This is a genomic window from Peribacillus sp. TH16 (assembly GCF_016651095.1).
Lineage (GTDB): Bacteria > Bacillota > Bacilli > Bacillales > DSM-1321 > Peribacillus > Peribacillus butanolivorans.
Genome location: NZ_JAEKEM010000002.1, coordinates 1,579,082 through 1,602,745, shown reverse-complemented (window position 1 = coordinate 1,602,745; position 23,664 = coordinate 1,579,082). Strand labels below are relative to the sequence as shown.

Annotated in this window: 31 protein-coding genes and 1 pseudogene; 25 read left to right on the top strand and 7 right to left on the bottom strand. The window is 38.9% G+C overall.

What is annotated here, in order from left to right; genetic code table 11:
* Nucleotides 1–21: 21 nt before the first annotated feature.
* The 14 genes from JFV29_RS07750 (at nt 22) to paaX (ending at nt 11,499) form a co-directional block, all read left to right on the top strand.
* A complete protein-coding gene (locus JFV29_RS07750) occupies nt 22–1,038 on the top strand; it encodes an NAD(P)/FAD-dependent oxidoreductase (protein WP_201182244.1) in 1,017 nt (338 codons plus the stop codon).
* A 19-nt stretch (nt 1,039–1,057) separates the two neighbouring features.
* Nucleotides 1,058–1,297, top strand: coding sequence for a ferredoxin (locus JFV29_RS07745; RefSeq protein WP_053344767.1), 240 nt, complete (start codon nt 1,058–1,060; stop codon nt 1,295–1,297).
* Between the two features lie 126 nt (nt 1,298–1,423).
* Nucleotides 1,424–2,380, top strand: a complete 957-nt coding sequence (gene paaA / locus JFV29_RS07740) for a 1,2-phenylacetyl-CoA epoxidase subunit PaaA (RefSeq protein WP_053344768.1) — start codon at nt 1,424–1,426, stop codon at nt 2,378–2,380.
* A gap of 18 nt (nt 2,381–2,398) precedes the next feature.
* Nucleotides 2,399–2,758, top strand: coding sequence for a 1,2-phenylacetyl-CoA epoxidase subunit PaaB (gene paaB / locus JFV29_RS07735; protein ID WP_201182242.1), 360 nt, complete (start codon nt 2,399–2,401; stop codon nt 2,756–2,758).
* Nucleotides 2,748–3,551, top strand: coding sequence for a 1,2-phenylacetyl-CoA epoxidase subunit PaaC (gene paaC / locus JFV29_RS07730; protein ID WP_201182240.1), 804 nt, complete (start codon nt 2,748–2,750; stop codon nt 3,549–3,551). Before paaB ends, paaC begins: the two co-directional genes overlap by 11 nt.
* A gap of 26 nt (nt 3,552–3,577) precedes the next feature.
* The gene (paaD, locus tag JFV29_RS07725) at nt 3,578–4,075 is read left to right on the top strand and encodes a 1,2-phenylacetyl-CoA epoxidase subunit PaaD (RefSeq protein ID WP_201182238.1); all 498 of its coding nucleotides are present in this window, start codon (nt 3,578–3,580) and stop codon (nt 4,073–4,075) included.
* Between the two features lie 16 nt (nt 4,076–4,091).
* A complete protein-coding gene (locus JFV29_RS07720) occupies nt 4,092–4,397 on the top strand; it encodes an EthD family reductase (RefSeq protein ID WP_053344772.1) in 306 nt (101 codons plus the stop codon).
* Complete coding sequence (locus JFV29_RS07715; RefSeq protein WP_098176530.1) at nt 4,394–5,170, top strand: enoyl-CoA hydratase/isomerase family protein; 777 nt, start codon at nt 4,394–4,396, stop codon at nt 5,168–5,170. Before JFV29_RS07720 ends, JFV29_RS07715 begins: the two co-directional genes overlap by 4 nt.
* Nucleotides 5,171–5,180: 10 nt before the next feature.
* Entirely contained in the window at nt 5,181–5,954 is a 774-nt protein-coding gene (locus JFV29_RS07710) for an enoyl-CoA hydratase-related protein (protein WP_056531129.1), read from the top strand.
* 21 nt (nt 5,955–5,975) lie between these two features.
* Nucleotides 5,976–7,496, top strand: coding sequence for an aldehyde dehydrogenase family protein (locus JFV29_RS07705; RefSeq protein ID WP_201182236.1), 1,521 nt, complete (start codon nt 5,976–5,978; stop codon nt 7,494–7,496).
* A 115-nt stretch (nt 7,497–7,611) separates the two neighbouring features.
* Nucleotides 7,612–8,484: a 3-hydroxyacyl-CoA dehydrogenase gene (locus JFV29_RS07700; RefSeq protein WP_201182234.1), complete on the top strand. Its 873-nt coding sequence runs from the start codon at nt 7,612–7,614 to the stop codon at nt 8,482–8,484.
* Nucleotides 8,481–9,689 (top strand): acetyl-CoA C-acyltransferase, encoded by a 1,209-nt coding sequence (locus tag JFV29_RS07695; protein ID WP_201182232.1) that lies wholly within the window; start codon nt 8,481–8,483, stop codon nt 9,687–9,689. The genes JFV29_RS07700 and JFV29_RS07695 overlap by 4 nt, the downstream gene beginning before the upstream one ends.
* A gap of 63 nt (nt 9,690–9,752) precedes the next feature.
* The gene (locus tag JFV29_RS07690; protein ID WP_201182230.1) at nt 9,753–10,529 is read left to right on the top strand and encodes an enoyl-CoA hydratase-related protein; all 777 of its coding nucleotides are present in this window, start codon (nt 9,753–9,755) and stop codon (nt 10,527–10,529) included.
* An 88-nt stretch (nt 10,530–10,617) separates the two neighbouring features.
* Nucleotides 10,618–11,499, top strand: coding sequence for a phenylacetic acid degradation operon negative regulatory protein PaaX (paaX, locus tag JFV29_RS07685; protein WP_201183443.1), 882 nt, complete (start codon nt 10,618–10,620; stop codon nt 11,497–11,499).
* 51 nt (nt 11,500–11,550) lie between these two features.
* Here the strand turns inward: paaX and JFV29_RS07680 are convergent.
* Both JFV29_RS07680 and JFV29_RS07675 read right to left on the bottom strand, forming a co-directional pair.
* Nucleotides 11,551–12,899: pseudogene (locus tag JFV29_RS07680) on the bottom strand (IS3 family transposase).
* A gap of 146 nt (nt 12,900–13,045) precedes the next feature.
* Nucleotides 13,046–13,558, bottom strand: a complete 513-nt coding sequence (locus JFV29_RS07675; protein ID WP_201182228.1) for a gamma carbonic anhydrase family protein — start codon at nt 13,556–13,558, stop codon at nt 13,046–13,048.
* Nucleotides 13,559–13,637: 79 nt separating this feature from the next.
* Between JFV29_RS07675 and JFV29_RS07670 the strand changes: the two genes are divergently transcribed.
* The gene (locus tag JFV29_RS07670; RefSeq protein ID WP_201182226.1) at nt 13,638–14,606 is read left to right on the top strand and encodes an NAD(P)H-dependent flavin oxidoreductase; all 969 of its coding nucleotides are present in this window, start codon (nt 13,638–13,640) and stop codon (nt 14,604–14,606) included.
* Between the two features lie 230 nt (nt 14,607–14,836).
* Here JFV29_RS07670 and JFV29_RS07665 read toward each other — a convergent pair whose 3' ends face one another.
* Nucleotides 14,837–14,962, bottom strand: coding sequence for a YjcZ family sporulation protein (locus JFV29_RS07665; protein ID WP_201182224.1), 126 nt, complete (start codon nt 14,960–14,962; stop codon nt 14,837–14,839).
* 217 nt (nt 14,963–15,179) lie between these two features.
* Here JFV29_RS07665 and JFV29_RS07660 point away from each other — a divergent pair, with 217 nt between their 5' ends.
* The 5 genes from JFV29_RS07660 to JFV29_RS07645 all read left to right on the top strand — a co-directional run bounded on the left by JFV29_RS07660 (nt 15,180) and on the right by JFV29_RS07645 (nt 19,702).
* A complete protein-coding gene (locus JFV29_RS07660) occupies nt 15,180–15,923 on the top strand; it encodes a metallophosphoesterase family protein (protein ID WP_056531147.1) in 744 nt (247 codons plus the stop codon).
* Nucleotides 15,924–16,023: 100 nt separating this feature from the next.
* On the top strand, nt 16,024–16,158 hold the full coding sequence (locus JFV29_RS30925; RefSeq protein ID WP_274606912.1) for a hypothetical protein: 135 nt from the start codon (nt 16,024–16,026) through the stop codon (nt 16,156–16,158).
* A 216-nt stretch (nt 16,159–16,374) separates the two neighbouring features.
* On the top strand, nt 16,375–17,298 hold the full coding sequence (locus JFV29_RS07655) for a cation diffusion facilitator family transporter (RefSeq protein WP_201182222.1): 924 nt from the start codon (nt 16,375–16,377) through the stop codon (nt 17,296–17,298).
* 297 nt (nt 17,299–17,595) lie between these two features.
* Nucleotides 17,596–18,285, top strand: coding sequence for a response regulator transcription factor (locus JFV29_RS07650; RefSeq protein WP_201182220.1), 690 nt, complete (start codon nt 17,596–17,598; stop codon nt 18,283–18,285).
* On the top strand, nt 18,275–19,702 hold the full coding sequence (locus tag JFV29_RS07645; protein ID WP_207198776.1) for a HAMP domain-containing sensor histidine kinase: 1,428 nt from the start codon (nt 18,275–18,277) through the stop codon (nt 19,700–19,702). The genes JFV29_RS07650 and JFV29_RS07645 overlap by 11 nt, the downstream gene beginning before the upstream one ends.
* 36 nt (nt 19,703–19,738) lie before the next feature.
* On the opposite strand, the gene spx (JFV29_RS07640) is transcribed toward JFV29_RS07645, so the two are convergent.
* The gene (spx, locus tag JFV29_RS07640; protein ID WP_201182216.1) at nt 19,739–20,158 is read right to left on the bottom strand and encodes a transcriptional regulator Spx; all 420 of its coding nucleotides are present in this window, start codon (nt 20,156–20,158) and stop codon (nt 19,739–19,741) included.
* Nucleotides 20,159–20,206: 48 nt separating this feature from the next.
* Between spx (JFV29_RS07640) and JFV29_RS07635 the strand changes: the two genes are divergently transcribed.
* Nucleotides 20,207–20,479 (top strand): ATP-binding protein, encoded by a 273-nt coding sequence (locus JFV29_RS07635; protein WP_201182214.1) that lies wholly within the window; start codon nt 20,207–20,209, stop codon nt 20,477–20,479.
* Between the two features lie 70 nt (nt 20,480–20,549).
* On the opposite strand, the gene spx (JFV29_RS07630) is transcribed toward JFV29_RS07635, so the two are convergent.
* A complete protein-coding gene (gene spx / locus JFV29_RS07630) occupies nt 20,550–20,945 on the bottom strand; it encodes a transcriptional regulator Spx (protein ID WP_201182212.1) in 396 nt (131 codons plus the stop codon).
* Between the two features lie 150 nt (nt 20,946–21,095).
* On the opposite strand from spx (JFV29_RS07630), the gene JFV29_RS07625 reads away from it, so the two are divergent.
* Both JFV29_RS07625 and modB read left to right on the top strand, forming a co-directional pair.
* Nucleotides 21,096–21,470 (top strand): hypothetical protein, encoded by a 375-nt coding sequence (locus JFV29_RS07625; RefSeq protein ID WP_201182210.1) that lies wholly within the window; start codon nt 21,096–21,098, stop codon nt 21,468–21,470.
* Entirely contained in the window at nt 21,467–22,120 is a 654-nt protein-coding gene (gene modB / locus JFV29_RS07620) for a molybdate ABC transporter permease subunit (protein ID WP_201182208.1), read from the top strand. The genes JFV29_RS07625 and modB overlap by 4 nt, the downstream gene beginning before the upstream one ends.
* 101 nt (nt 22,121–22,221) lie before the next feature.
* Here the strand turns inward: modB and JFV29_RS07615 are convergent, their stop codons facing one another.
* Complete coding sequence (locus tag JFV29_RS07615; RefSeq protein WP_201182200.1) at nt 22,222–22,362, bottom strand: hypothetical protein; 141 nt, start codon at nt 22,360–22,362, stop codon at nt 22,222–22,224.
* 114 nt (nt 22,363–22,476) lie between these two features.
* Between JFV29_RS07615 and JFV29_RS07610 the strand changes: the two genes are divergently transcribed.
* Both JFV29_RS07610 and JFV29_RS07605 read left to right on the top strand, forming a co-directional pair.
* Nucleotides 22,477–22,971 carry a hypothetical protein gene (locus tag JFV29_RS07610; protein WP_201182198.1) on the top strand — a complete coding sequence of 165 codons (495 nt, stop codon included), beginning with the start codon at nt 22,477–22,479 and terminating at the stop codon, nt 22,969–22,971.
* A 198-nt stretch (nt 22,972–23,169) separates the two neighbouring features.
* Complete coding sequence (locus JFV29_RS07605; protein WP_028393295.1) at nt 23,170–23,367, top strand: cold-shock protein; 198 nt, start codon at nt 23,170–23,172, stop codon at nt 23,365–23,367.
* A 68-nt stretch (nt 23,368–23,435) separates the two neighbouring features.
* Here JFV29_RS07605 and JFV29_RS07600 read toward each other — a convergent pair whose 3' ends face one another.
* A complete protein-coding gene (locus JFV29_RS07600) occupies nt 23,436–23,603 on the bottom strand; it encodes a hypothetical protein (protein WP_201182196.1) in 168 nt (55 codons plus the stop codon).
* Nucleotides 23,604–23,664: the final 61 nt, after the last annotated feature.

Sequence of the window (23,664 nt, the reverse complement as noted above, 5' to 3'; positions counted from 1 at the left end):
TGATGGAAAGGAAGAAATCAGATGAACCAGCAAAGTAATGTAGTCGATGTCACGATTATTGGCGGCGGACCAGTTGGGCTTTTTACAGCATTTTATGGTGGCATGAGACAAATGTCTGTCAAGATCATAGAAAGTTTGCCACAGCTAGGAGGTCAGTTATCTGCATTATATCCAGAAAAGTATATTTATGATGTTGCAGGATTTCCAAAAGTGCGGGCACAGGAATTAGTTAATAATTTAAAAGAACAAATGAAAGCGTTTAAACAAGAGGTCTGCTTAGAACAAGCGGTTGAAACAATTGAAAAGCAGGAAGATGGTATTTTTAAGTTAACAACAAATAAAGAAGTTCATTTTTCAAGAACAATCATTATTACAGCGGGTAATGGTGCATTTCAACCGAGGAAACTAAAAATTAGTACAGAAGAAAAATTTGAGGGGAAAAACCTTCACTATTTTGTGGATAACCTAAATTCGTTTACGGAAAAGGATGTTGTTGTGTTTGGTGGTGGTGATTCAGCAGTTGATTGGGCCTTAATGCTGGAGCCTATCGCTAATAACGTAACCATTGCGCACCGACGTGAAAAATTCCGTGCACATGAGCATAGCGTTGAAAATTTAACGAACTCTACCGTTAATGTTATGACTCCTTATGTCCCTGTTGAATTGCGTGGTTCTGAAGAGATTGAATATGTGGTACTTGAGAATGTGAATAATGGTCAAGAATCTATACAAAAGGTAGATGCAGTCGTGGTTAACTATGGATTTATCTCATCCCTTGGACCGATAAAAGACTGGGGGCTTGAAATTGAAAAAAATTCGATTGTCGTTAATTCAAGAATGGAAACGAATATCCCGGGCATTTATGCCGCGGGTGATATTTGTACATACGATGGAAAAGTAAAGCTAATAGCTAGTGGTTTTGGTGAAGCTCCTACTGCAATCAGCAATGCGAAAGTATACATTGATCCATCTTCAAAAGTTCAGCCACTTCATAGTACAAGTTTAATGGAAGAGAAGAAAGAACCAATTACGAAATAAGAATAAGGGGGAAGGCATCATGGCTAAATATACAATTGTGGATCAAGATACATGCATTGCATGCGGTGCATGTGGTGCAGCAGCACCAGAAATTTTTGATTACAATGATGAAGGAATTGCATTTGTTCTTCTGGATGAAAATGAAGGAACTGCAGAAGTTGCGGAAGATTTATATGATGATCTGGATGATGCAATGGAAGGCTGCCCAACAGATTCTATCAAAGTGGAGTCGTCGCCATGTAAGGTTTTGGTTGAATAAAAGAATGGTTCAATCCCACCAATTTCCTATTATTTAGAAAAAATGACGCATTAGTCTTGCTTTTAATATAACAATAAAATATAATAACGTTATATTAACGTTATATATTGGATAAGAGGTGTTTAGATGAACGTTCTTTTAAATGATATGGCAGAACATGAAAAGTTAGATCAATTTATTGCCAGAATCAAAGCAGGAGAAAAGATAGAAGCGGATGATTGGATGCCGGAAGATTACAGGGGCACACTCATTAAATTAATTTCAATGCATGGAATCAGTGAAATCATGGGGGCACTTCCAGAAAAAGAATGGGTACCTAAAGCCCCTACCTTGAATAGAAAACTTGGAATCATGGCAAAAGTGCAGGATGAAATGGGACATGGACAATTATTGCTTCGCGTAGCCGAGGATTTGTTAAAGCCGTACAACAAAAAAAGGGATGACTTGATGCAAGATTTGTTTACAGGAGATTTAAAGTTTCATAATGTCTTCCATATGGAATCTAAATCTTGGGGAGATGCAGGGTTGATCGGCTGGTTGGTGGATGGAGCAGCTATTATTTCCCAAACGAACATGCTTGGTGCTTCATACGGTCCTTATGCTCGTGCTTTGCACAGGATTTGCGCGGAAGAAGTTTTTCATGCCCAGCATGGTGAAGCAATAATCATGGCTTTGGCAGAAGGCACGGAAGAACAAAGAAAAATGGTTCAAGACTCCATCGATTATTGGTGGGAATCGCTGTTACTTTTCTTTGGACCTCCTAGTAAGAATGAAGTTGGCTCTTCCAAACAAGATGTAACGATTAAGTACAGAATCAGAACAAGCACGAATGAAGAGCTTCGCCAAGCCTTTTTTTCTAAATATGTGAAGCGGATCCTTTCACTTGGCTATACCATTCCTGATGAAACACTTCGATTTGATAAAGATACTGAAACGTGGATTTATCAACAACCCGATTGGGGGAAATTGAAGATAATAGCAAGGAATGAAGGTCCCCGTTCACAGCAGCGCTTAAATCTTAGAAGGATTTCTTATGAAAATAATAAATGGGTGCGCGAAGCGTTAGCCCCAAAGGTCATCTAAGGGAGGGGGAAGAACGATATGGAAACTAGACAAAAAACGTACTTTGAAGAATTTGAAGTATTTAGCCGTAAAACTCAGACTTCACCAGTCCAATATCATTTTAGCCTGCTGGCCCCTAATGAGGATATCGCGATCATGATGGCACAAGAAAATTTCATGAGACGTGAAGCGGTTGATGATATCTGGGTTGTGAAAAGACAGAATATACGGAAAATGACGGTTGAAGAAAAGAAAACACTTCAACGTATAGATAATAAAGATTACAGGACAACAAAAGGTTATGGGTACCTAAAGAAAAAATGGCGGAAGTACGAGCAGGAAATGCTCGATGAAAAAGAGATAATGTCTTGGGCAGGAGGCGTGAAAAATGGAGAATAATTCATCATTGGAAAACACCGCAATTAAGGAATTGTTGCTTCAATTGGCGGACGATGACTTTATCCATTCATATCGTGGATCAGAGTGGCTAGGACTCGCTCCACATATCGAGGAAGATGTAGCATCTTCCTCGATAGCCCAAGATACGATGGGTCATGCAGCTATATTCTACAAATTATTGGAAGAACTTGGTGAAGGGGATGCAGATCAGCTAGCCCACGATCGTCCCGCGAAAGAACGTCGTAATGCGATAATTTTGGAAGTGGTCAATGGTCCTGGAAACTATATGGAAGACCCGGATTATGATTGGGCTTTTGCGGTAGTACGAAATTATTTATATACCCAAGCTAAAGCGATTAAGATTCAATCCCTTCATTCAAGTTCATATGAGCCGCTGGCTGAAGTAGCCCAAAAGGTACAGATGGAACTTTATTATCATTTGATGCACTGGAAAACATGGTTCATCCAATTGCTGGGTTCAGGTCACGAAGAAGCAGTTTCACGAATGAAAGCAGCTATTGAGAAAACGTTACAGGATTTTCAAGGAGTATTTTCACTTGGTCATTATCGAGTTGAAATGGTGAAGCAGGGTTTGATAGAAGATGAAGCGGTTTTATTGAATAAGTGGATTCAGGAAGTCACACCTGTTTTTGAAAGTGTAGGGGTGGTGTGCTCTATTGAAGTCGGAATGGTCAAAGGCGATGGACGCACTGGTCAGCATACAGAAGATTTAGAAAAAGCGCTAGAAACGTTAAGCGAAGTATACGCAAGCGATAAAACAGCATCTTGGTGAAATATTAGAAAAAGGGGAGGGGTACTATGTCGACCGTATTGTTAAACACAGAAGAAATATATAAACTCCTGGAAGACGTTAAAGATCCCGAAATTGATACAGTCAGTATTCTGGATTTAGGGATGGTTGAGAATGTGACGGTTTCGGGACCGGACGTTTCAGTGAAAATGCTTCCAACTTTTCTAGGATGTCCCGCACTGTCCATCATTCAGAAAAATGTGGAGACAGCCATTAAACAGCTGACTGCCGTTGGAAATGTAAGTGTGGAATTTCTACGTTCCCCTTCCTGGACATCTGACCGGATTACGGAAAAGGGGAAAGCGGGATTAAAGGTTTTTGGGATCTCCCCTCCTCCTCGACAAATGAAAAAAGATGGATCATGGCATGTAGATTGCCCGTATTGTGAATCTACCTATGTCACGATGGAAAACATATTCGGCCCAACAGCTTGCCGTAGCATTTTATATTGCAAAGCATGTAAAAATCCGTTCGAAGCGATGAAACCTATGATAAAAACTATCTAAATATGGAGGTATTCAAATGGTAAAGTTAATAGCCCTATACAAACAGCCTGAAAATAAGGAAGCGTTTGATGAGCACTATTTCAATGTACACGGTCCAATCACGGAAAAAATCCCTGGTCTTCAAAAAATGGAAGTCACTAAAATAGTCGGAACTCCAATGGGCAAAGACTCTGAATATCACATTCTATGTGAAATGTATTATGAAGACCATGAAGCACTTCAACAAGGAATGCGTTCTCCTGAAGGAAAAGCATCAGGAAAAGACTTAATGGGCTTTGCAGGGAAACTTGTAACGATGATGATTGGTGAAGAAGTAAAATGAATGCGCTTCAATTTATTGAAACGTCAATTGAGGACGGAATTGGCTATATCTTTTTAAATCGCCCGAAGCAATTGAATGCATTGAATCGACAAATGGTCAGCGAAATTGTTTCTTCTATGGAAGCATTTGACCGCGATTCCCAAGTGAAGGTGATTTTGCTGACGGGCAATGGAAAAGCATTCTCTGCTGGAGCAGACATTGATGAGATGGTGAATGACAATCCAATCAGTATGGAGTTAACTAATCAATTTGCTGATTGGGACCGAATGGGTCTAGTTAAAAAGCCCGTGATTGGTGCGGTAAAAAGTTTTGTATTCGGCGGCGGTTTTGAACTTGCTTTATCCTGTGACTTTTTGATCGCCGCTAGTGACACACAGTTTTCCTTTCCTGAAGTTACTCTTGGAGTCATGCCTGGTGCAGGCGGAACACAAAGACTAACGAAATTGGTAGGCAAAACGAAGGCACTTGAATGGATATTGACTGCCGAAAGGATCAATGCAAAAACAGCATTACAATACGGCTTTATTAATAAAATTGTTGCACCAGAATTGTTGATGGAGGAAACGGTTGATTTTGCTAGAAAGATAGCCAAACAACCCCCGCTAGCAGTTAGGATGATTAAAGAATCCGTAAATAAAGCCGTTGATTATTCCTTATATGAGGGAATGCAATATGAACGGAAGAACTTCTATATTCTTTTTGCATCAGAGGACCAAAAAGAAGGAATGAAAGCATTTGTTGAAAAAAGAAAGCCTAATTTTACAGGCGAATAAGGAGTGCTCTATGTACGAAACAATCACATATAGGGTTGAAAACGGAGTGGCATGGCTTACTTTAAACCGTCCTGATAAACTAAATGCCTTTACGTCCCAAATGAATAGGGAGATACAAAAAGCGATCAAAACATCGGCGAGCTCTGATGAAGTACGTGCCATTATCATTACTGGTGAAGGCAGAGCCTTTTGTTCAGGACAAGATTTATCTGAAGTGGATGAAGGTGTAAATTTAGGGCAAATGCTCCGGGAAGATTACAGCCCGATGATGCAGCAACTAGCAAGCTGTGAAAAACCAATTATTGCAGCCGTAAATGGAGTGGCTGCAGGGGCTGGCTTCAGTCTGGCACTGGCATGTGATTTCCGTCTTGTTTCCGAGAAAGCCAGTTTTTTAAATGCTTTTGTCAACATTGGTTTGATTCCTGATTCAGGAAATCTATATTACCTTTCGCGAATTGTTGGTCATGCAAAAGCATTGGAATTATCCGTATTTGGAGAAAAGGTACCTGCAGCTGAGGCGAAAAACATGGGTCTAGCTACAAAAGTAATCAGTGTGGAAGAATGGAACGAGCAAGTGAAAGCCTTTGCAGAAAACATCGCAAGCAAACCTACGAAAGCAATTGGATTAATCAAAAGATACTTAGAGGCATCTTATCACCTTTCATTAGAAGAGTATTTAAAAGAAGAAGCAGAAGGTCAGCGAATTGCTGGCTTAACGATAGATTATTCTGAAGGTGTAACAGCCTTTGCAGAGAAAAGAAAAGCTCAATTTATTGGGAAATAATAAAAAGGGGAGTGGGATTACATGGTTAAAGTTCAAGAAACAGTATTTGAAAAAGCAGAAACGAAGCGTGATTATTACCACCTAATTATTAACGGCGAAAGAGTGGAAAGTTCTAACGGAGCTACTATTGATGCCATTAATCCTGCGACTGGTGAAATCATTGCCAAGGTTGCAAAGGCTACTAAGGAAGATGCAGAAAAGGCAGTACAAGCTGCACGTGAAGCATTTGATAATGGCAAATGGAAAAAAACACCGATCAATAAGCGGTCTCGTGTATTAAACAAAATTGCGGCTATTATGCGTTCACGCTTCAATGAATTAGTAGAATTAGAGGTTTTGAACAGTGGAAAATCCATTTCTGCAGCGCAAGGTCAAGTTATGCAGGCGATAGAAGACTTCGAGTTTTATGCGGGAGCTTTAGTTGGACATCGTGGATCAGTCAATAATGTTCCAGGTCAATTCCATAACTATACGGAAAAAGAACCTGTGGGAGTATGTGCGCAAATCATTCCTTGGAACTATCCAATGATGATGGCAGCTTGGAAAATTGCACCGGCCATTGCAGTGGGCTGTTCTGTCATTGTTAAGCCAGCATCTTTAACTCCACTTACTGCCATTGTATTAGGTGAAATTTGTATGGAAGCAGGCGTTCCTTCTGGGGTAGTCAATATCATTCCTGGTCCTGGATCTGATGTAGGGAATTATCTTGTTGAACATCCGAAAGTGAATAAAGTAGCTTTCACAGGATCTACGCCAATCGGAAGAGACCTTATGGGCAAAGCCTCGCAGACATTAAAAAGGGTAACATTGGAGCTTGGCGGAAAATCTCCTAATATTGTCTTTGAAGACGCGGACATTGAAGCAGCTATTGATGGATCCCTATATGGTATTTTCTACAATACAGGTCAATCTTGTGAGGCGAGATCACGTTTATACGTACATGAAGATATTTACGATGAGTTTGTCACTAGATTCGTAGAAAAAACGAAAAAACTGAAATTAGGCAATCCATTAGATAAAGAAACGCATGTAGGTGCAGTCATTGATCAGGGACAATTGGATGTTATCGAAAAATATGTTCAATCTGCTATTGCTGATGGAGCAGAAATCCTAGCGGGTGGAAAACAAGCTGTTATTGAAGGCTTTGAAAGTGGTTATTGGTATGAGCCGACAGTCATTGCGAATGTTAATCATGACATGGATGTCGTTAAAGAAGAAATATTTGGTCCAGTTGTCGTTATCATGAAGTTCAAAGATGAAAAAGAAGCCATTAGACTAGCGAATGATACGGAATTTGGTTTGGGCTCTGCCCTTTGGACAAAGGATGGCGGCCGCGCAACTCGTGTGGCAAATCAAATCGAAGCAGGGATTGTCATGGTCAACTGTCCATTCTCAGCTTTTCCAGGAACACCTTTCGGCGGCTATAAACAATCAGGATTCGGCCGAGAACTTTGTATTGAGACATTGGATCTTTATACAGAAACAAAAAGTATCATTTCCTATCATGGAAGCCGTCCATTAAATCCTTTTGGTATTAAATAAAAACATTGAATAGGAAGCTGGCTGAATAATCTGTCAGAAAAGTAATTCAGGTATAGTTGAATGCTGATCTGATTCATTGCAGCCAGCTTTATCTATTTTAAAGGAGAATGATCGAATGATTAGAAATATAGTGGTTGTAGGTTCTGGAGTTATGGGCAGAGGTATAGCCTATGTAGGGGCAACGGGAGGCTTTGACGTAATATTGGTAGATGTGAATCCAAATGCATTGGAAAGTGCAAAGAAAGAGATTGAAACGATTTTCGAAAAAGGTGTGCGCTACAAGAAAATTACCCAAGAAGAAGCGGCTGCAGCAAAAAACAGATTTTTATATTCTTCCAATTTAGAAGAAGCGGCTGCAAAAGCTGATCTAATTATAGAGGCAGTTCCAGAACAGACAGAAATTAAGAAATCCGTTTTTGAAACAATCGAAGAACATGCACAAGAAAACTGCTATTTTGCTACTAATACTTCCACTATGAGCCCGACTGAAATTGGTTCTTATGGAAAGCGTCCTGAAAAAACGATAGCGATGCATTTTTTCAATCCTGTACAAAAAATGCCATTAGTAGAAATTGTTCGTGGACTTGAAACCAGTGATGAAACGGCAGCGGTAATAAAAGAGGTTGCTGAGAAAATGGGGAAAGAGACAGTAGTCATTAACGAATTCCCTGGTTTTGTAACAAGCAGAATTAGCTGCCTGGTTGGAAATGAAGCGTTCTATATGCTTCAAGAAGGATTAGGTACACCTGAAGAAATCGATAAGGCAATAAAACTTGGACTGAATTATCCAATGGGACCATTTGAACTTGGGGATTTAGTGGGACTGGATGCCCGTTTAAATAATTTAAGATATTTACATAGTAAACTTGGTGAGAAATATCGTCCGGCACCGCTCCTTGAACAGTATGTAAAAGCAGGCCGGCTCGGTCGCAAGTCTGGTAAAGGTGTATACGACTATACTAAAAATGAAGAGGCGGTGGAAAAATGAGAGAAGTTGTGATTATAGATGCTGTGAGAACGCCTATTGGTAGATATAAAGGGGCCTTAAAAAGCGTACGTCCGGATGATCTTGGTGCAATTGTAATAAAGGCGCTAACAGAGCGGAATCCTGGTCTGCCGCCGGAACAAATTGAAGATGTCATTTTCGGAAATGCAAATCAGGCAGGAGAGGACAACCGTGATGTGGCGAGAATGTCTGCACTTTTAGCAGGTCTTCCAGTGAACGTAGCAGGAACAACCATTAATCGTTTGTGTGGCTCCGGACTTGATGCCGTTATGTATGCTGCACGCTCGATAGCAGTCGGGGAAGGGGATATTTACGTCGCAGGTGGGACTGAGAGCATGACTAGGGCGCCGTATGTCATGGCCAAACCTGAGAGTGATTTCCCGCGTGGGTCGATGGAGCTTCAAGATACAACGATCGGCTGGCGTTTTACGAATAAAAAGCTTGAGGAAATGTATGGCGCAGATTCCATGCCGCAAACAGCAGAAAATGTAGCCCAACGCTTTAAGGTTTCAAGGAAGGATCAAGATCAATTCGCGTTTCAAAGTCAGCAAAGAGCGAAAAAGGCAGTGGAAAATGAGCGTTTTGTTAATGAAATTGTACCTGTTCGATATACGGATCGGAAAGGGAATGAGGTCATCATCGATAAAGATGAACATCCGCGTCCAGACACGACAATTGAAAAGCTAGAAAAACTCAATCCAATTTTTAAAGATGGTACTGTAACGGCTGGTAATGCTTCAGGTGTAAATGATGGAGCTTCAGCATTACTATTAATGAGTGCAGAAAAAGCTAGGGAACTTGGGTTAAAACCTCTGGCGAAATATGTTGTAGGTGCAGTAGCGGGCTTAGAGCCGTCGGTTATGGGCCTTGGTCCTATTTATGCAACAAAAAAAGCGTTGGATAGAGCAAATTTATCTATTGAAGACATCGGGCTAGTTGAATTAAACGAAGCCTTCGCTTCTCAATCTGTTGAATGTATTCGCCAATTAAAATTGGATCAGGAAAAAGTGAATGTAAACGGAGGAGCGATAGCGTTTGGTCATCCACTTGGAGCGAGCGGCGCACGTATATTAACAACACTGGTACACGAGATGAAAAAGCGAAAGGTCCGATTCGGGCTTGCTACGATGTGTGTCGGTGTAGGCCAGGGGATATCCGCTATTATAGAAAATATTGAGAATGATTAATAGAAAGCCCTTATTAGCTAGTCTACATAAGGGATAATTTTAAAATAAAGGGGGAGAGAACGTATGTCTAATGTTATTTATAAAGTGGAAAATCATATCGGCTATATTACAGTGAATCGTCCAGACGTATTGAATTGTTTTGACTATGTGACCCTTATTGAGTTGCAGGAAGTCATAAATAAGGTATATGCAGACGGTGATATCCGCGTCGTTATTTTCACAGGTGCAGGAGAAAAAGCATTCAGTGCAGGAGCGGATCTAAAAGAAAGAAAGACTTTAAATGAAGCAGAAGTACGAAGAAACGTTAAAGCAATTCGCGATGTATTTAATAGTATCGCAGGTCTTCCTCAGCCAACTATAGCTGCCGTAAATGGATATGCATTGGGGGGAGGGTTTGAATGGTTGCTGTCGTGTGACTTTGCCATTGCATCCGAAGGTGTATCGTTGGGACTTACTGAAACAAGTTGGGCAATTATCCCTGGAGCAGGTGGTACACAGCGTTTGCCGAGATTAATTGGTGAAATGAAAGCGAAGGAATTAATTTTCACTGCTAAAAAATTGACAGCAGAAGAGGCTTATGAATTAGGGATTCTTTTGAAAGTGGTGCCGCGTAACCTCCTGATATCTGTTTGTGAAGAATTTGCAGCAGATATTATGAAGAACGGGCCGGTCGCAGTCAAACAAGCAAAGTATGCTATCACTCAAGGGATGAATACAGACTTACAAACAGGGATGGCCATCGAGGGAAAAGCATATGAATTAACGATTCCAACTGAAGACAGATTGGAAGCTCTCCAAGCATTTAGCGAACGGAGAAAAACACAATTTACAGGTAAATGATATTGCGGTTTCATTTTAAAAAGATATAATAATAATTATGTGTTCCGTGTGAAATCGGTAATAATGCTTAATGGATGAGGTGAGAAATATAGGTACAAATACACAATCCATGATTTTTACGATATACGGAGACTATATCCGTAATTATGGAAGTAAAATCTGGATAGGTAGTTTAATACGTTTATTAAAAGAATTCGGTCATAATGAGCAGGGTGTACGTGTAGCCGTTTCGCGAATGGTAAAGCAAGGTTGGATTCAGTCCGAAAAGCAAGGAAATAAAAGTTATTACTTTTTGACTGATCGCGGCGTGAAGCGAATGGAAGAAGCGGCAAATCGTATTTATAAGATGAAACCAAATGAATGGGACGGTAAATGGCGTATTTTAATGTATACGATACCTGAAGATAAACGGCAATTACGCGATGATCTTCGTAAGGAATTATTATGGAGCGGATTTGGCAGTTTTTCTAACGGTTGCTGGATTTCACCTAATAATTTGGAGAAAGAAATAAATCTTTTAATCGAGAAATATGACATCGGTGAATATGTGGATTTTTTCATTTCAGAATATAAGGGTCCACAGGAAAATCAGTCGCTTGTCGAGAAAAGCTGGCCATTAGCAGAGATTGAAAGTAAATATGAAGATTTCATTGAGAAATACAGTAAACAATTCATCGTTCATCAAAGCATCATTAGCAGAGGAGAAATGTCAGATGCGGATTGCTTTGTAGAACGAACAAATTTAGTTCATGAGTATCGTAAGTTTTTATTTATCGATCCGGGTCTTCCTAAAGAACTTTTGCCTTCAAAGTGGAACGGTAATCATGCAGCATTATTATTTAGTCAGTACTATCAAGTCTTGGCTGAACCAGCAAGCCGTTTCTTTGAAAGCGTATTTCAGGAAAACAATGATTTATGTAGGAAAGATGAAACCTATGATGCAAAGGATCATCCTCTTATTATTAAGTGAAAAAGAGCTGCAGAAATGAAGTGAACCCAAAAAGTTAGACACTTTATTTAATTAGGCAGCCTTGAGGGCATGAACCCGGAATTCTACCGGGCTCATGCCTTTTAATTTTACCTTGATTCGTTGATGATTGTAGTAATGGATATATTCTTCTAATTCTTGTTTGAAATGCTCCATGCTTTCAAATTCTTGAAGATAAAGTAACTCTGATTTTAATAGGCCAAAGAAGTTTTCTATGACCGCATTATCGAGAAAATTTCCTTTACGGGACATGCTTTGTGTAATGTTATGTCTTTTCAAATCATGCGAATATTGTTTCATCTGGTAATGCCAGCCCTGATCTGAATGAAGAATGGGTGAATCTTTCGATTCCAAGCGGTCAAAGGCTTTCTCCAGCATTTTGGAAACGAGGGGATAAACAGGCCGAGATTCGACATTATAGGCGATGATTTCTCCATTAAACAGATCAAGAATGGCCGATAAGTATAGTTTCTCCCCAGCTAGATGGAATTCTGTGACGTCTGTCACCCATTTTTCATTTGAGTTTGTTGCCTTGAAATCACGTGCTAGAATGTTGGGTGCAATCTTGCCGATTTTCCCTTTGTACGAACGGTATTTCTTCATGCGAACTAAAGACTTCAATCCTAGTTCATTCATCAATCGGAGAACTGTTTTATGATTGATGCGAGCACCTCTGTTACGTAATTCTAGGGTGATACGCCGATACCCATAGCGCCCTTTATGCGCATGGAAAATCTCTTCGATAAGGGATTTCATTTCTGTGTATTTATCCTCACGCCCGAAGGCGTTTACCCAATAATAGTATGTACTCCGTGCCATGTTAGAAATGGATAGAAGCAGATTTAAATCAAATTGTTTCCTTAGTTCATGGACTACTTTCGCTTTGTCTTTCTTTGTAGGGCTTCCTTTTCTTGAACTAAGGCATTCAACTTTTTTAGATAGGCATTCTCTGCACGTAAGTATTCTAATTCGGCAAGAAGTGCTTCTTGAGAGCCTTTAGCTGGTGATGTTTTTTTGGTTTCTTTTTTCATGGATAGACGCCCCTTTTTCTTTGGTTTAAGGGCGTCTATACCTCCTTCCTTCAACTGATTTGACCATTTCAAAAGTGTAGAATCGGAAGGAAGATTATAGTGTACAGCGGTCTCGCTGATCGATGCCCCATATTCGTTCATATAATTAAGTACCTCTAGTTTAAAGGGCAGAGTGTAATTTGTATAGGATGAAGCAATTCCTTCCATCCCATGTTCTAGATAGCGAGCGACCCATCACTTCAGAGGGGATAAACCTACATTTCTTTCTTGTGCGATGGATTTATAGGATTTTTTCCCTTCCAAGTACTCTAAAACTGCATGTAATTTTTCGTCTATCGTATATTTAGTCAAAAAAACTGCACCTCCAATTGTTAGATGTTGTCTAACAATTGGGGTGCAGTTCAAAAGTCACTAATGACAACTTACTGCAGCTCTTTTTTGTAATATAGTCTTTAAAGTAAATGGAGAAATCTCAGAGAATGTGGCAGCGCATACAATTAATCAAGAATTTCTTTAAAATCCTTTCCTTTTTGTACATATGTATCAATGGAAAGTTGAATTAATTCTAGATCTTTATCATTCAATTTGCGAACCACTTTCCCTGGAGAACCGATAACAAGCGAACGTGGAGGTATACTTTTACCAGCGGCAATCAATGTATTTGCCCCAATAATACATTCTTCGCCAATTTCGACATTATCCAAAATTGTAGATCCCATACCGATAATAGAACGTCTACCCACTTTACAGCCATGTAAAATAACGTTATGACCGACTGTTACTTCGTCTTCAATAACAACAGGACAACCTTCAAATAAATGAATGGTGGAGTTATCTTGAATACTGCACTTTTCTCCTATGGTAATTGAATCTTCATCGCCACGCAGTACAGAGTTAAACCAAATAGTAGATTCTTTCCCAATCGTAATATCACCAATTAAATGAGCACTAGGCGCTACAAAAACAGTTTCGTCAAATGAAGGCTTTTTATTGTTGTATGGAATAATCATATTATCGCTCCTTGTGAAAAGTCAGAATTGTTTTTCTATTAAATATAGTATAACATTAAATAGATAGGGAGGGTTAAAAGTGAAACATATTTGTGAGTTTTTTTCTATAAAATATCCAATAATACAAGGCGGTATGGGGAATATTAGCAACGCAAGTCTTGCGGCTGCTGTGTCTAATGCTGGGGGTCTAGGCACAATAGGGTGCGGTACAATGAATCCTGAACAGGTAGAAACTATTATTCTTGAAACAAAAGAAAAAACTAATAACACTTTTGCGTTGAACATCCCGATAAATGTTAGTCCATATACAGATGAGTTAATCAATCTTGTTTTTAAGCATGATATACCTATAGTATCTTTATCGGCAGGAAATCCTGCTCCTTTCATACCACTTTTACATAAAAAGAATATAAAAGTGATTGCTATTGTTGCGTCGGTCAAACATGCTCAAAAAGCGCAAGCCGCAGGGGCAGATGTATTAGTTGCGGAGGGGTTTGAAGCTGCCGGAATTAACTCTAATCTAGAATTAACAACATTTACACTTATCCCGCAAATTAGCAAGAATGTTACGGTACCGGTTTTTGCTGCAGGAGGAATTGGCAATGGACAGGGGTTAGCTGCTGCATTAATGCTTGGAGCTTCAGGCGTCCAGTTAGGAACCAGATTGATTGCTACAAAGGAAGCACCGTTTCATCCATCATATAAACAGAAACTACTCAAAGCAATTGATAATGACACGTGCATATTGGGACGATCCGTTGGTCAGGTTAGAAGAGTATTGAAGGACCCATACACAGTGAAAGTTTTAGATTTGGAGAAAAAAGGTCTGTCACCTGTGGATTATCGTGAAATGACATCAGAGGAACATCATATTAATGGTGCAATACACGGAGATGTTAAAAATGGTTTTATGAACAGCGGACAGGTGGCAGGATTGATTGATGATATTCCCACGGTTAAGGAATTACTTGATGGGATGATGAATGATGCGAAAAAACAAATGGAGGACAAGTTGAATAGTCTTTCCATGACCTTTACTCAAATGTAAAGCCATAGAAATCTAGCGGATGGATACCATCATTGCTAGTGGTTGATGTCTCGAGTAACTAGAAGTAAAGGGGAGAAGATTCCTATAAACGACGTATTGATATCACAGGGGAAAATCAAGGCGGAATTGCACTGATTGTCAACTGGTTCATTATGAAGACATGGAAACAAAAAGTAAATCAATAACAAAAAAGGCGCCGTAAGCAGGCGCCTTTTTATTATTATTTATTATCAGAATCCACCGAATCCCCAACTGCAGCCAATGATGATTAACAGGATAAATAACACAATCAGTAATGCAAATCCGTTATCGAAACCGCCACCATCGTCACAACATTCATTTCTGTGTCCACCCATTTAATTGTTCCTCCTCATACATATTATGAATTACATACCTAGTAAAACATCTTTACTGGGAATACTTCATACTATGTATTCTAGGCCGAAGTGTTTGCTTATTCATTGAAAATAGGCGTTGGCGTATGAAAGGAATAAGCCCGAATATTTTTTTGATGGCGTTTAAAATGTTATAATATACCATGTAGATTTTAAAAGAAGGGAGCTGAACTTAGTCATGAAAGTTGCCATTATAACGGATGTACATGGTAATGCTTCAGCGTTAAAAGCCGTTCTTAGGGTTATTGATGAAAGGGATGAGATTGATCATATCTATTGTTTAGGAGATATGGTTGGGATAGGTCCTGATACAAATGAAGTCCTGGATCTTTTATTTTCAAGAAATGATTTATCAATGATAACCGGAAATCATGATGAAGCAGTCCTGGCCATCATTAAAGGGGAACCGCATCCAGATGGTCACATTCATGTCAAAGAGCATCATGAATGGATAGCGGAAAGAATGAATCAAACTTTTATATCCAAACTGGAAAAATTGCCTCGCACCATACAACATATGATTAACAATTACTCCTTTTTCTTCACTCATTATCATATGGAACCGAAGAAACTAGATGAACACATAAGTCAAAATCCATTTAGTAAAATCGTTGAACCGAATCTTAATAACTTAGAAAGACTATTTAAGAATCAGTTTCACCATTTAATTGGATTTGGACATCATCATCCCATACATCATTTTAGAAATGACCAAACTATATACTTAAACCCAGGTTCACTCGGATGTAATAGTGAACCAGTTGCACCTTATGCCATTGTTTCGATTGAAGACAGCGGTATTCAGGTGAATCTTGAAAAAGTCACATATGATAACTCATTGTTTTTATTATCGTATAAGAACTTACAAGTTCCTGAACATGAATTCATTATACGTGCTTTCCATGGGAATCAGAGAGTTTAGGACGTTAATAAATTATAAAAAATGGGAGGATATTCAGCATAAAGGTACATGCATGGGGATACGATAATAGGCAAAACATGATTCTTTTGGAGGTAAGGCTATGAAAGAAAAAGTACGAGATATAAATCTTCAGGGACAAGAAGAGATAGAACAACACAGTCTTGTCTGTAATAATGAACTGTTTAATAAGGACCTTCTAGCCATTGTAGATGATACAATGCAAGAGGAAGGATGACGGGGCGGAACACGCTGAAGGAATTTAGTTTGCAACGTTTATTTTAGCTTTAAAATGGCGAAGACCAACTGCATTTCGAAATCAAATAATCTCTCGGATTTTTTCATGCACTATCTCCATAATTGTACAGCAGAAAATGAGAAAGTGAATCATTTGAAACCATTCTGAATTTATCCCATACTATATATAAGCTTTAAATCCGAGAGGAGGGATAGCATGGGACATCAGCATGGTCACTCTCATGATCATGGACATCACCATCATCATTCTGAAAATAAAAAAGCTTTGTTGGCATCTTTTTTACTGATTTCCACATTTATGGTCGTCGAAGTAATAGGAGGATTTATGACAAATAGTCTGGCTTTATTGTCAGATGCAGGTCATATGCTAAGTGATGCGGCTGCACTAGGCCTAAGCTATACAGCGATAAGATTGGGTGAAAAAAAAGCAACACAGACTAAATCTTATGGATATAAGCGATTTGAAATCATTGCTGCATGTTTGAATGGTTTGACCTTGATTGTTATATCAGTATTTATTTTCATCGAGGCGATTAGAAGGTTTGTGAATCCTCCTGAGGTGCAAAGTCTAGGAATGTTAATGATTTCAATCATTGGCTTACTGGTGAATATCATTGCAGCATGGATTTTAATGAGCGGAGATAAAGACGATAACTTGAATGTACGGAGTGCCTTTTTACATGTAATTGGCGATATGCTTGGTTCAGTGGGTGCAATTGCGGCAGCACTCTTGATTTATTTCTTCGATTGGGGAATCGCAGACCCGATTGCAAGTGTTGTTGTAGCGATTTTAATTATTATCAGCGGCTTTAGAGTAGTGAGGGATTCTTTCCATATCTTGATGGAGGGGACACCCGATCAAGTAGATATGGAAGAAGTGAAAACTTCATTGAAAGAATTGCCGCATGTGTCCGATGTCCATGATCTCCATATCTGGACGATTACATCTGGGTTTTTGACGATGAGCTGTCATGCTGTTATTGATGAAAACGGCAATCACGATACAGTTTTAGCAGAAGCGCAAAAGCTTCTTCATGATCAATTTGGTATTGAACACAGTACAATTCAAGTGGAAAGACAGGAAGTGGGCTGTCCAAATCCCCACGAGACATGTAATTGAAAAGAGGTTGGCTCAAGTGTCAGAGCCAACCTCTTTAAGGTGTTAGTAAAAGGGAAATCCTCAGAAAGCACAAGCAACAATTTTATTTCTCAGTGTTAGACTAGAGAGAACGTTTAAAAAAAAGGAAGAGGAGCAGAGGTAATAGAAATACTATGTAGAAAAAGCATCCGCGAATTTTACTGCGAACATAATCCTGACACATTAAAAGGGTATGATGGAGAAAAAATGCCTTGCTGACTTGAATGGTTGGCGAATGCAAAATGATTCCACTATAATTCAGGAAGGAGGAATCCCTTAATGAAGAAAATTCTTGTCGTTGAAGATGAAATTGCCATTTCTATGGTATTGAAAGCATATTTAGAGCGTGAGGGTTTTGATGTAGTCCAAGTATATGATGGGCTAAAGGCTGTTCCTATTTTTGAAGAAACGAACCCAGACCTTGTGCTACTTGATGTAATGCTACCTGGTAAGGAAGGTTGGGACATCTTGAAGGAAATTCGGGAGAACGATATGTGCCCGGTTATTATGTTGACTGCGCTGAACGATGTTGATTACCGATTATCTGGATTTAAGTCAGGCGCAGATGATTATATCTCTAAACCTTTTGTTGCCGATGAAGTCGTGGCCAGGGTACATGCCGTTTTAAGAAGATCCTCGACGATTGTTGGTGAAGAAAATCATATACATCAGTTTGGTAGTTTATCCATTGATGATCAATCCTATATGGTGAAATTAAAAGGGGAAGAGATAAACTTGACGCCTCGTGATTTGTCGCTGCTCATTTTTTTCGCTAAGCATCCGAATCAGATTTTTACTAGAGAGCAGCTACTCGATCAAGTATGGGGCATGGATTATGATGGAAGTGACCGCGCCGTGGACCTGGCGATCAAACGAATAAGAAAGGCAATCGATTCATGGCCTTCTTGTGAAGGGGAAATTAAAACATTGCGTGGATTGGGGTATCAATTTAGTGTCTATGAAAACTAGAAAAAGAACCACTTTGCAGCGCTATTGGACGAAGAGATACGTATTGACCCTGATTTCGGGATTGGTATTATTATCTATTTTTTCATTGTGGTGGATGGAAAAAACCGCATTAGAATATAGGTTAAGCCTCCTTAAGTACTTAGCTGATGAAACATCTGACCGTGCGATAAAGGCAAATGGCCAGATTGTCGTTGGGCCTATCCTTTCGGAAATCGTTGAGGAAAGGGAAAAAATCCTTCACTTGAACCAGCAGCCGATTATCTATATCGTCGATCCCGATGGCAGCATCATTTATACGATGCCTCAATTATATATCGATGCAGATGAAAATAAGCTTCCTAACGTTATTATGAAAAATGCTGAATTAATTCAGAAGGTCAAAATTTCGGACAACAAAGTATATGTCGTCAAATCTCCTATTACCTTTAATGATGAGACTAAGGGGTGGGTAGTCATTGCCCAGGAAGAAGGGGCATTAAAAGAAATCAACCAGGACCATGGCTTGTTGGCAATCATGATTGGAGGCCTCCTCGTGCTGGGCACAGGAGTCATTTATCTACTTTCGAGACAGATTTCGAGGCCAATCCAAGACGTCGCTAACGCTGCTGTTCAGGTTCGTGAGGGCAACTATGACATCCATTTCAAAGAGGAAGAGGAAATAAGGGAAGAAGAAATTTATGAACTAATAGAGTCATTTAAGGAAATGACCAATCGTTTAAAGGTCATGGAAAAATTAAGGGCGGAATTGCTTGCCGGTGTCACCCATGATTTGAAAACGCCGGTTACTTCCATTAGCGGACTAATCCAAGCAGTTAAGGATGATGTTGTTACCGGAGAGCAAAGTAAGGAATTCTTGGATATTTCCTTAAAGGAAACACAACGCTTGCAAGGAATGATAGAGGATTTGCTTAATTATAATGCTATTTCGGCAGGTGCCTTTAAAATTCGAGTGCAAAAAGAAAATATTAATACATTCATCCAGGAAATCGCCTATCGTTGGCAAGTCACCCAGGATGATCAAGAGTTTAATCTGGACATAAAGGTTCCTGAAGAACCTATTTTTGGCCAAATTGATTCCTTGCGGATGCAGCAAATTGTCATTAACCTTTTAAATAATGCCAGGCATTCACTTGATGGCATAGGGAAACTAGAGATTAATCTTTATGAGAAGGAAGACAATAGGATATGTATTGATGTGCAGGACAGTGGCCGAGGAATTCCTGTACATGAACAACAGTATGTATTCGAACCGTTTTATCGAGGTGAAGACAAAAAGCTGAAGATACGTGGTTTAGGATTAGGACTGCCATTCAGCAAGATGCTTGCCAAAGCGCAAAAGGGAGATCTTGTGCTGAAAGAAAGTAATGAACAAGGGACGACGTTTACAATTATTGTAGAGAAAGCAAATCAGATATAAAAAAAGGGTTGTCCGCTTTAATGGACAACCCTCTAATTAAGCACCGATGTGGGATGGTTGATAATCCAGTTGGCTGATTGCGCGCCATAATTGAACATGACGTACATTTCTAGGAAGGAAGCGTCCCATTTCTTCTTCGTTATAACCGGCATGTAAATTCTTATGGTCAAAAATAATTGGTCGGCGAAGTAAATCCGGGTTATCTTGAATAAGCTTACAAAGATCATTTAATGGTGTATTATTTATATCGATATTTAAGCTACTGAATTTTTTAGAACGGGTTGAGATGATTTCATCTGTACCGCCTTCTGTTTTACGTAAAACCTCTTTAATTTCTTCTATAGAAAGCGGTTGTGAATATAAATTACGTTCATTGTAGGGAATTTCGTTTTTCTTAAGCCAAGCTTTTGCTTTACGACAGGCTAAACTGCTTGGAGTAGTATAAATTGTTACCATTTAAAATCGACTCCTTCAAAGTGTTAAAGTTTATGGAATGAATTATTTTTGTATTTGTTATACTCTTACTTTAACGTTTCTTTGTGTCAGCAATATGTCAAGAAAATAAACTTAAAAGTTATTTTAATTCCTGTACATGAACAACAGTATGTGTTCGAACCATTTTATCGAGGTGAAAACAAAAAGCTGAAGATACGTGGTTTAGGTTTAGGGCTGCCATTCAGCAAGATGCTTGCCAAAGCGCAAAAGGGAGATCTTGTGCTGAAAGAAAGTAATGAACAAGGGACGACGTTTACAATTATTGTAGAGAAATCAAATTAGATATAGAAAAAAGGGTTGTCCGCTTTAATGGACAACCCTCTTATTATGCAACTGAATGTAGGATGGTTGATTAAGCCAATTGGCTGATTGCACGCCATAATTGAATATGACGTACTTTTCTAGGAAGGAAGCGCCCCATTTCTTCTTCGTTATAACCGGCATGCAAGTTCTTATGGTCGAAAATGATTGGTCGGCGAAGTAAATCCGGGTTATCTTGAATAAGCTTACAAAGATCATTAAGTGGTGTATTATTTATATCGATATTTAAGCTATTGAATTTTTTAGAACGGGTTGAGATGATTTCATCTGTACCGCCTTCTGTTTTACGTAAAATCTCTTTAATTTCTTCTATAGAAAGAGGTTGTGAATATAAATTACGTTCATTGTAGGAAATTTCGTTTTTCTTAAGCCAAGCTTTTGCTTTACGACAGGCTAAACTGCTTGGAGTAGTATAAATTGTTACCATTTAAAATCGACTCCTTCAAAGTGTTAAAAGTTTATGGAATGAAATTATTTTTGTTTTTGTGATACTCTTACTTTAACGTTTCTTTGTGTCAGCAATATGTCAAGAAAAATAAACTTAAAAGTTATTTTGAAAAGAAAGGGAGAAAATGAAATGCAATCTGCCTTTAATAAAGAAAACAATGATAGTACGCTGCCGTATAATTTTGATTCTTTAGTGCGGCAACAGCAGCAAATTTTCAATGTTACACCGGTTAATTTGTTTAATTCAGCGGATGAATCTCCATTTAATTGCATAGTGAATGATTGGATCATTAACGACTGCATTGATTTTATAGGCAATAAAACCATAATGGCATTACATAAGGATGAAGATAATAAGTCGAAAGCAGCGAAGACAGCTGCGAGCAACACACCAAAAATTGTTAAAGCCGGGCAATATGTGATGGAATCGTTCGATTCAATGCAAGTAACGAACACAGTCCAAGATACGCTCGTTTTTTCTAAGGATGTGTGGATAGTATCATGACAGCAGATTTTTGGTCACCAGTCAGACTATCGATCCAGGTAGCGGGACTCGCAGGTATCATTGTTTTTATTTTAGGAATTTTCCTTGCACGAATAATGGCTAAAAAGCAATTCAGAGGAAAAATCCTATTGGAAACCGCATTTTTATTACCACTTGTTTTGCCTCCTTCTGTCGTCGGCTTTTTATTGATTGTGATTTTTGGGAAAAACGGAAAGCTGGGTGAATTCATTGAAAGGGTTTTTAATCAGCCCTTAATGTTCACATGGTGGGCAGCGGTTATTGCATCTACCGTTGTCGCTTTTCCACTTATGTACCAATCCGCTAAAACAGGTTTTGAAGGTATAGATGAAGAAATCGAGAATGCAGCAAGAGTTGATGGGGCAGGCGAGTGGAGGTTGTTTCTGCTAGTATCCCTTCCATTGGCGGTTAAATCAATCGTCACAGGTGCCATATTGAGTTCTGCACGGGCTTTGGGTGAATTCGGGGCGACGCTTATGTTTGCCGGAAATATTCCCGGACAGACACAGACAATTCCTACCGCTATTTATATCGCCATGGACTCCGGGAATATGACATTAGCCTGGCTATGGGTCGGTGTAATCATTGCTATTTCATTCATCATGCTCTTTGTCGTGACGTACATTAAATGAATGATTTTTTTCATATAGGCTAATAAAAAAATGAGGTGCGGCTTCTACATCTTTTGTATGCGTGAAGCCGTTTTTTTCGTACAGTTTTCTTGCAGGCAGGTTCATTTTACCGGTAGAAACGGATAGTTTTTCCCAAGATGATTCAGCAGTGTTTCTTCTGCTTCTATCTGATAGGCTTTTTTCTGAAGCATAAAAAGCTGTTGTCCATAATTAGAGTCTAGGACTTGAATTTTTTTTATCAAATAATCACATCCTTTAGTTACATTATAATAGATGATGACGAGGAAGATTATTGTTTCTAATCAGTCTATGTTATAATCGACAAACAATATGAACTAATGAAATGAGGAAGAAATTTGTTAACATTTGAAGAAAAATTGAGCATTATTGAAACTTTTCCTGAATTACAGAGGAAAGATGTTTCACTGGGCCGTGTGAATTTCCACTATCTAGAAAGTGTCCAAGAGAAAAAGATCGTCGTTCAGCACCTGCATCCAAATGGAAATGGATTCGTATACGCAGGGCATATGAGAAAGAAAGAAACTGACCGTAAAGGATTTATCAATATACGTGACTATACTGAAGAGGAATTAAAAGATTTGATTCAAAAAAGCATAGCTTATCTATCCGAACCTCCGATTGAAATCGAAGAAGAAGAAGTAAACGAGTTCGCTAGGTTGGAAGGAACATGGATTGGACTTGAAAAGCAGGAGCTTTCGCTTGTAAGAGAAGATCAACTCTGGAACGTATACTCTGGATCGAATTTGGAGGAGTGTTTCGAGAGCCCGATTGAGGCAGAGCGCTATTTACTGGACGAAGGTTTCCGCCAAAGCAAGAAGAGAAAAATGTAGAATTTTAGGATAATTTGTCGTTGGAATTACAGCGATAATCTTGTTTTTTTTTGATTTTCCATGATATAATATAAGTAATTATTTTTGTTCGGAATAAGTTTGATAGATGGATTTACCGTTATAGGATTCCTCTTGAAACATTATCCAGAACCAAAAATAGTAATAAAATGGATTTTTCCAAACACAGGAGGAACTATCATGGTACAAGGTAAAGTAAAATGGTTTAACGCAGAAAAAGGTTTCGGTTTCATCGAAGTTGAAGGCCAAGACGATGTATTCGTACATTTCTCAGCTATCCAAGGCGAAGGCTTCAAAACTCTTGAAGAAGGCCAAGAAGTTTCTTTCGAAATCGAGCAAGGCGCTCGTGGACCACAAGCAGCTAACGTTCAAAAATAATTGAACGCTTATAAAAAAAGACTCCGATTCTGGAGTCTTTTTATTTTTCCTCTGAAAAGAAAAAATTTTTAATCCCCTTTTCTGTTGGCTATTTCCTTAAGTAATTTATCCAATTTTTCTTCGATCCGTTTAGAACGATTAAAATGCTGGGACAGGTTAATTACTAAAAATATTAAGATTACTGCAAACAATAGCATAAAAAGTATGGGGAGTAACTGAGCGATAGTATCAGCCATAGGATTTCTCCTTTTTTCTTCATTATATACCATTATTATCCTTAGTATGATGCAGGGATTA

Excerpts from the sequence above, each read along its gene's own strand:
- paaD (WP_201182238.1), top strand. The coding sequence starts at position 3,578 with ATGTCGACCGTATTGTTAAACACAGAAGAAATATATAAACTCCTGGAA.
- JFV29_RS07700 (WP_201182234.1), top strand. The coding sequence starts at position 7,612 with ATGATTAGAAATATAGTGGTTGTAGGTTCTGGAGTTATGGGCAGAGGT.
- JFV29_RS07660 (WP_056531147.1), top strand. The coding sequence starts at position 15,180 with ATGAAAGTTGCCATTATAACGGATGTACATGGTAATGCTTCAGCGTTA.
- spx (WP_201182212.1), bottom strand. The coding sequence starts at position 20,945 with ATGGTAACAATTTATACTACTCCAAGCAGTTTAGCCTGTCGTAAAGCA.
- JFV29_RS07745 (WP_053344767.1), top strand. The coding sequence starts at position 1,058 with ATGGCTAAATATACAATTGTGGATCAAGATACATGCATTGCATGCGGT.
- JFV29_RS07695 (WP_201182232.1), top strand. The coding sequence starts at position 8,481 with ATGAGAGAAGTTGTGATTATAGATGCTGTGAGAACGCCTATTGGTAGA.
- JFV29_RS07710 (WP_056531129.1), top strand. The coding sequence starts at position 5,181 with ATGTACGAAACAATCACATATAGGGTTGAAAACGGAGTGGCATGGCTT.
- JFV29_RS07600 (WP_201182196.1), bottom strand. The coding sequence starts at position 23,603 with ATGGCTGATACTATCGCTCAGTTACTCCCCATACTTTTTATGCTATTG.
- JFV29_RS07645 (WP_207198776.1), top strand. The coding sequence starts at position 18,275 with ATGAAAACTAGAAAAAGAACCACTTTGCAGCGCTATTGGACGAAGAGA.
- paaA (WP_053344768.1), top strand. The coding sequence starts at position 1,424 with ATGAACGTTCTTTTAAATGATATGGCAGAACATGAAAAGTTAGATCAA.
- spx (WP_201182216.1), bottom strand. The coding sequence starts at position 20,158 with ATGGTAACAATTTATACTACTCCAAGCAGTTTAGCCTGTCGTAAAGCA.
- JFV29_RS07665 (WP_201182224.1), bottom strand. The coding sequence starts at position 14,962 with ATGGGTGGACACAGAAATGAATGTTGTGACGATGGTGGCGGTTTCGAT.
- JFV29_RS07650 (WP_201182220.1), top strand. The coding sequence starts at position 17,596 with ATGAAGAAAATTCTTGTCGTTGAAGATGAAATTGCCATTTCTATGGTA.
- paaB (WP_201182242.1), top strand. The coding sequence starts at position 2,399 with ATGGAAACTAGACAAAAAACGTACTTTGAAGAATTTGAAGTATTTAGC.
- JFV29_RS07675 (WP_201182228.1), bottom strand. The coding sequence starts at position 13,558 with ATGATTATTCCATACAACAATAAAAAGCCTTCATTTGACGAAACTGTT.
- JFV29_RS07690 (WP_201182230.1), top strand. The coding sequence starts at position 9,753 with ATGTCTAATGTTATTTATAAAGTGGAAAATCATATCGGCTATATTACA.
- JFV29_RS07705 (WP_201182236.1), top strand. The coding sequence starts at position 5,976 with ATGGTTAAAGTTCAAGAAACAGTATTTGAAAAAGCAGAAACGAAGCGT.
- JFV29_RS07715 (WP_098176530.1), top strand. The coding sequence starts at position 4,394 with ATGAATGCGCTTCAATTTATTGAAACGTCAATTGAGGACGGAATTGGC.
- JFV29_RS07625 (WP_201182210.1), top strand. The coding sequence starts at position 21,096 with ATGCAATCTGCCTTTAATAAAGAAAACAATGATAGTACGCTGCCGTAT.
- modB (WP_201182208.1), top strand. The coding sequence starts at position 21,467 with ATGACAGCAGATTTTTGGTCACCAGTCAGACTATCGATCCAGGTAGCG.
- JFV29_RS07720 (WP_053344772.1), top strand. The coding sequence starts at position 4,092 with ATGGTAAAGTTAATAGCCCTATACAAACAGCCTGAAAATAAGGAAGCG.
- JFV29_RS07655 (WP_201182222.1), top strand. The coding sequence starts at position 16,375 with ATGGGACATCAGCATGGTCACTCTCATGATCATGGACATCACCATCAT.
- JFV29_RS30925 (WP_274606912.1), top strand. The coding sequence starts at position 16,024 with ATGAAAGAAAAAGTACGAGATATAAATCTTCAGGGACAAGAAGAGATA.
- JFV29_RS07750 (WP_201182244.1), top strand. The coding sequence starts at position 22 with ATGAACCAGCAAAGTAATGTAGTCGATGTCACGATTATTGGCGGCGGA.
- JFV29_RS07605 (WP_028393295.1), top strand. The coding sequence starts at position 23,170 with ATGGTACAAGGTAAAGTAAAATGGTTTAACGCAGAAAAAGGTTTCGGT.
- paaC (WP_201182240.1), top strand. The coding sequence starts at position 2,748 with ATGGAGAATAATTCATCATTGGAAAACACCGCAATTAAGGAATTGTTG.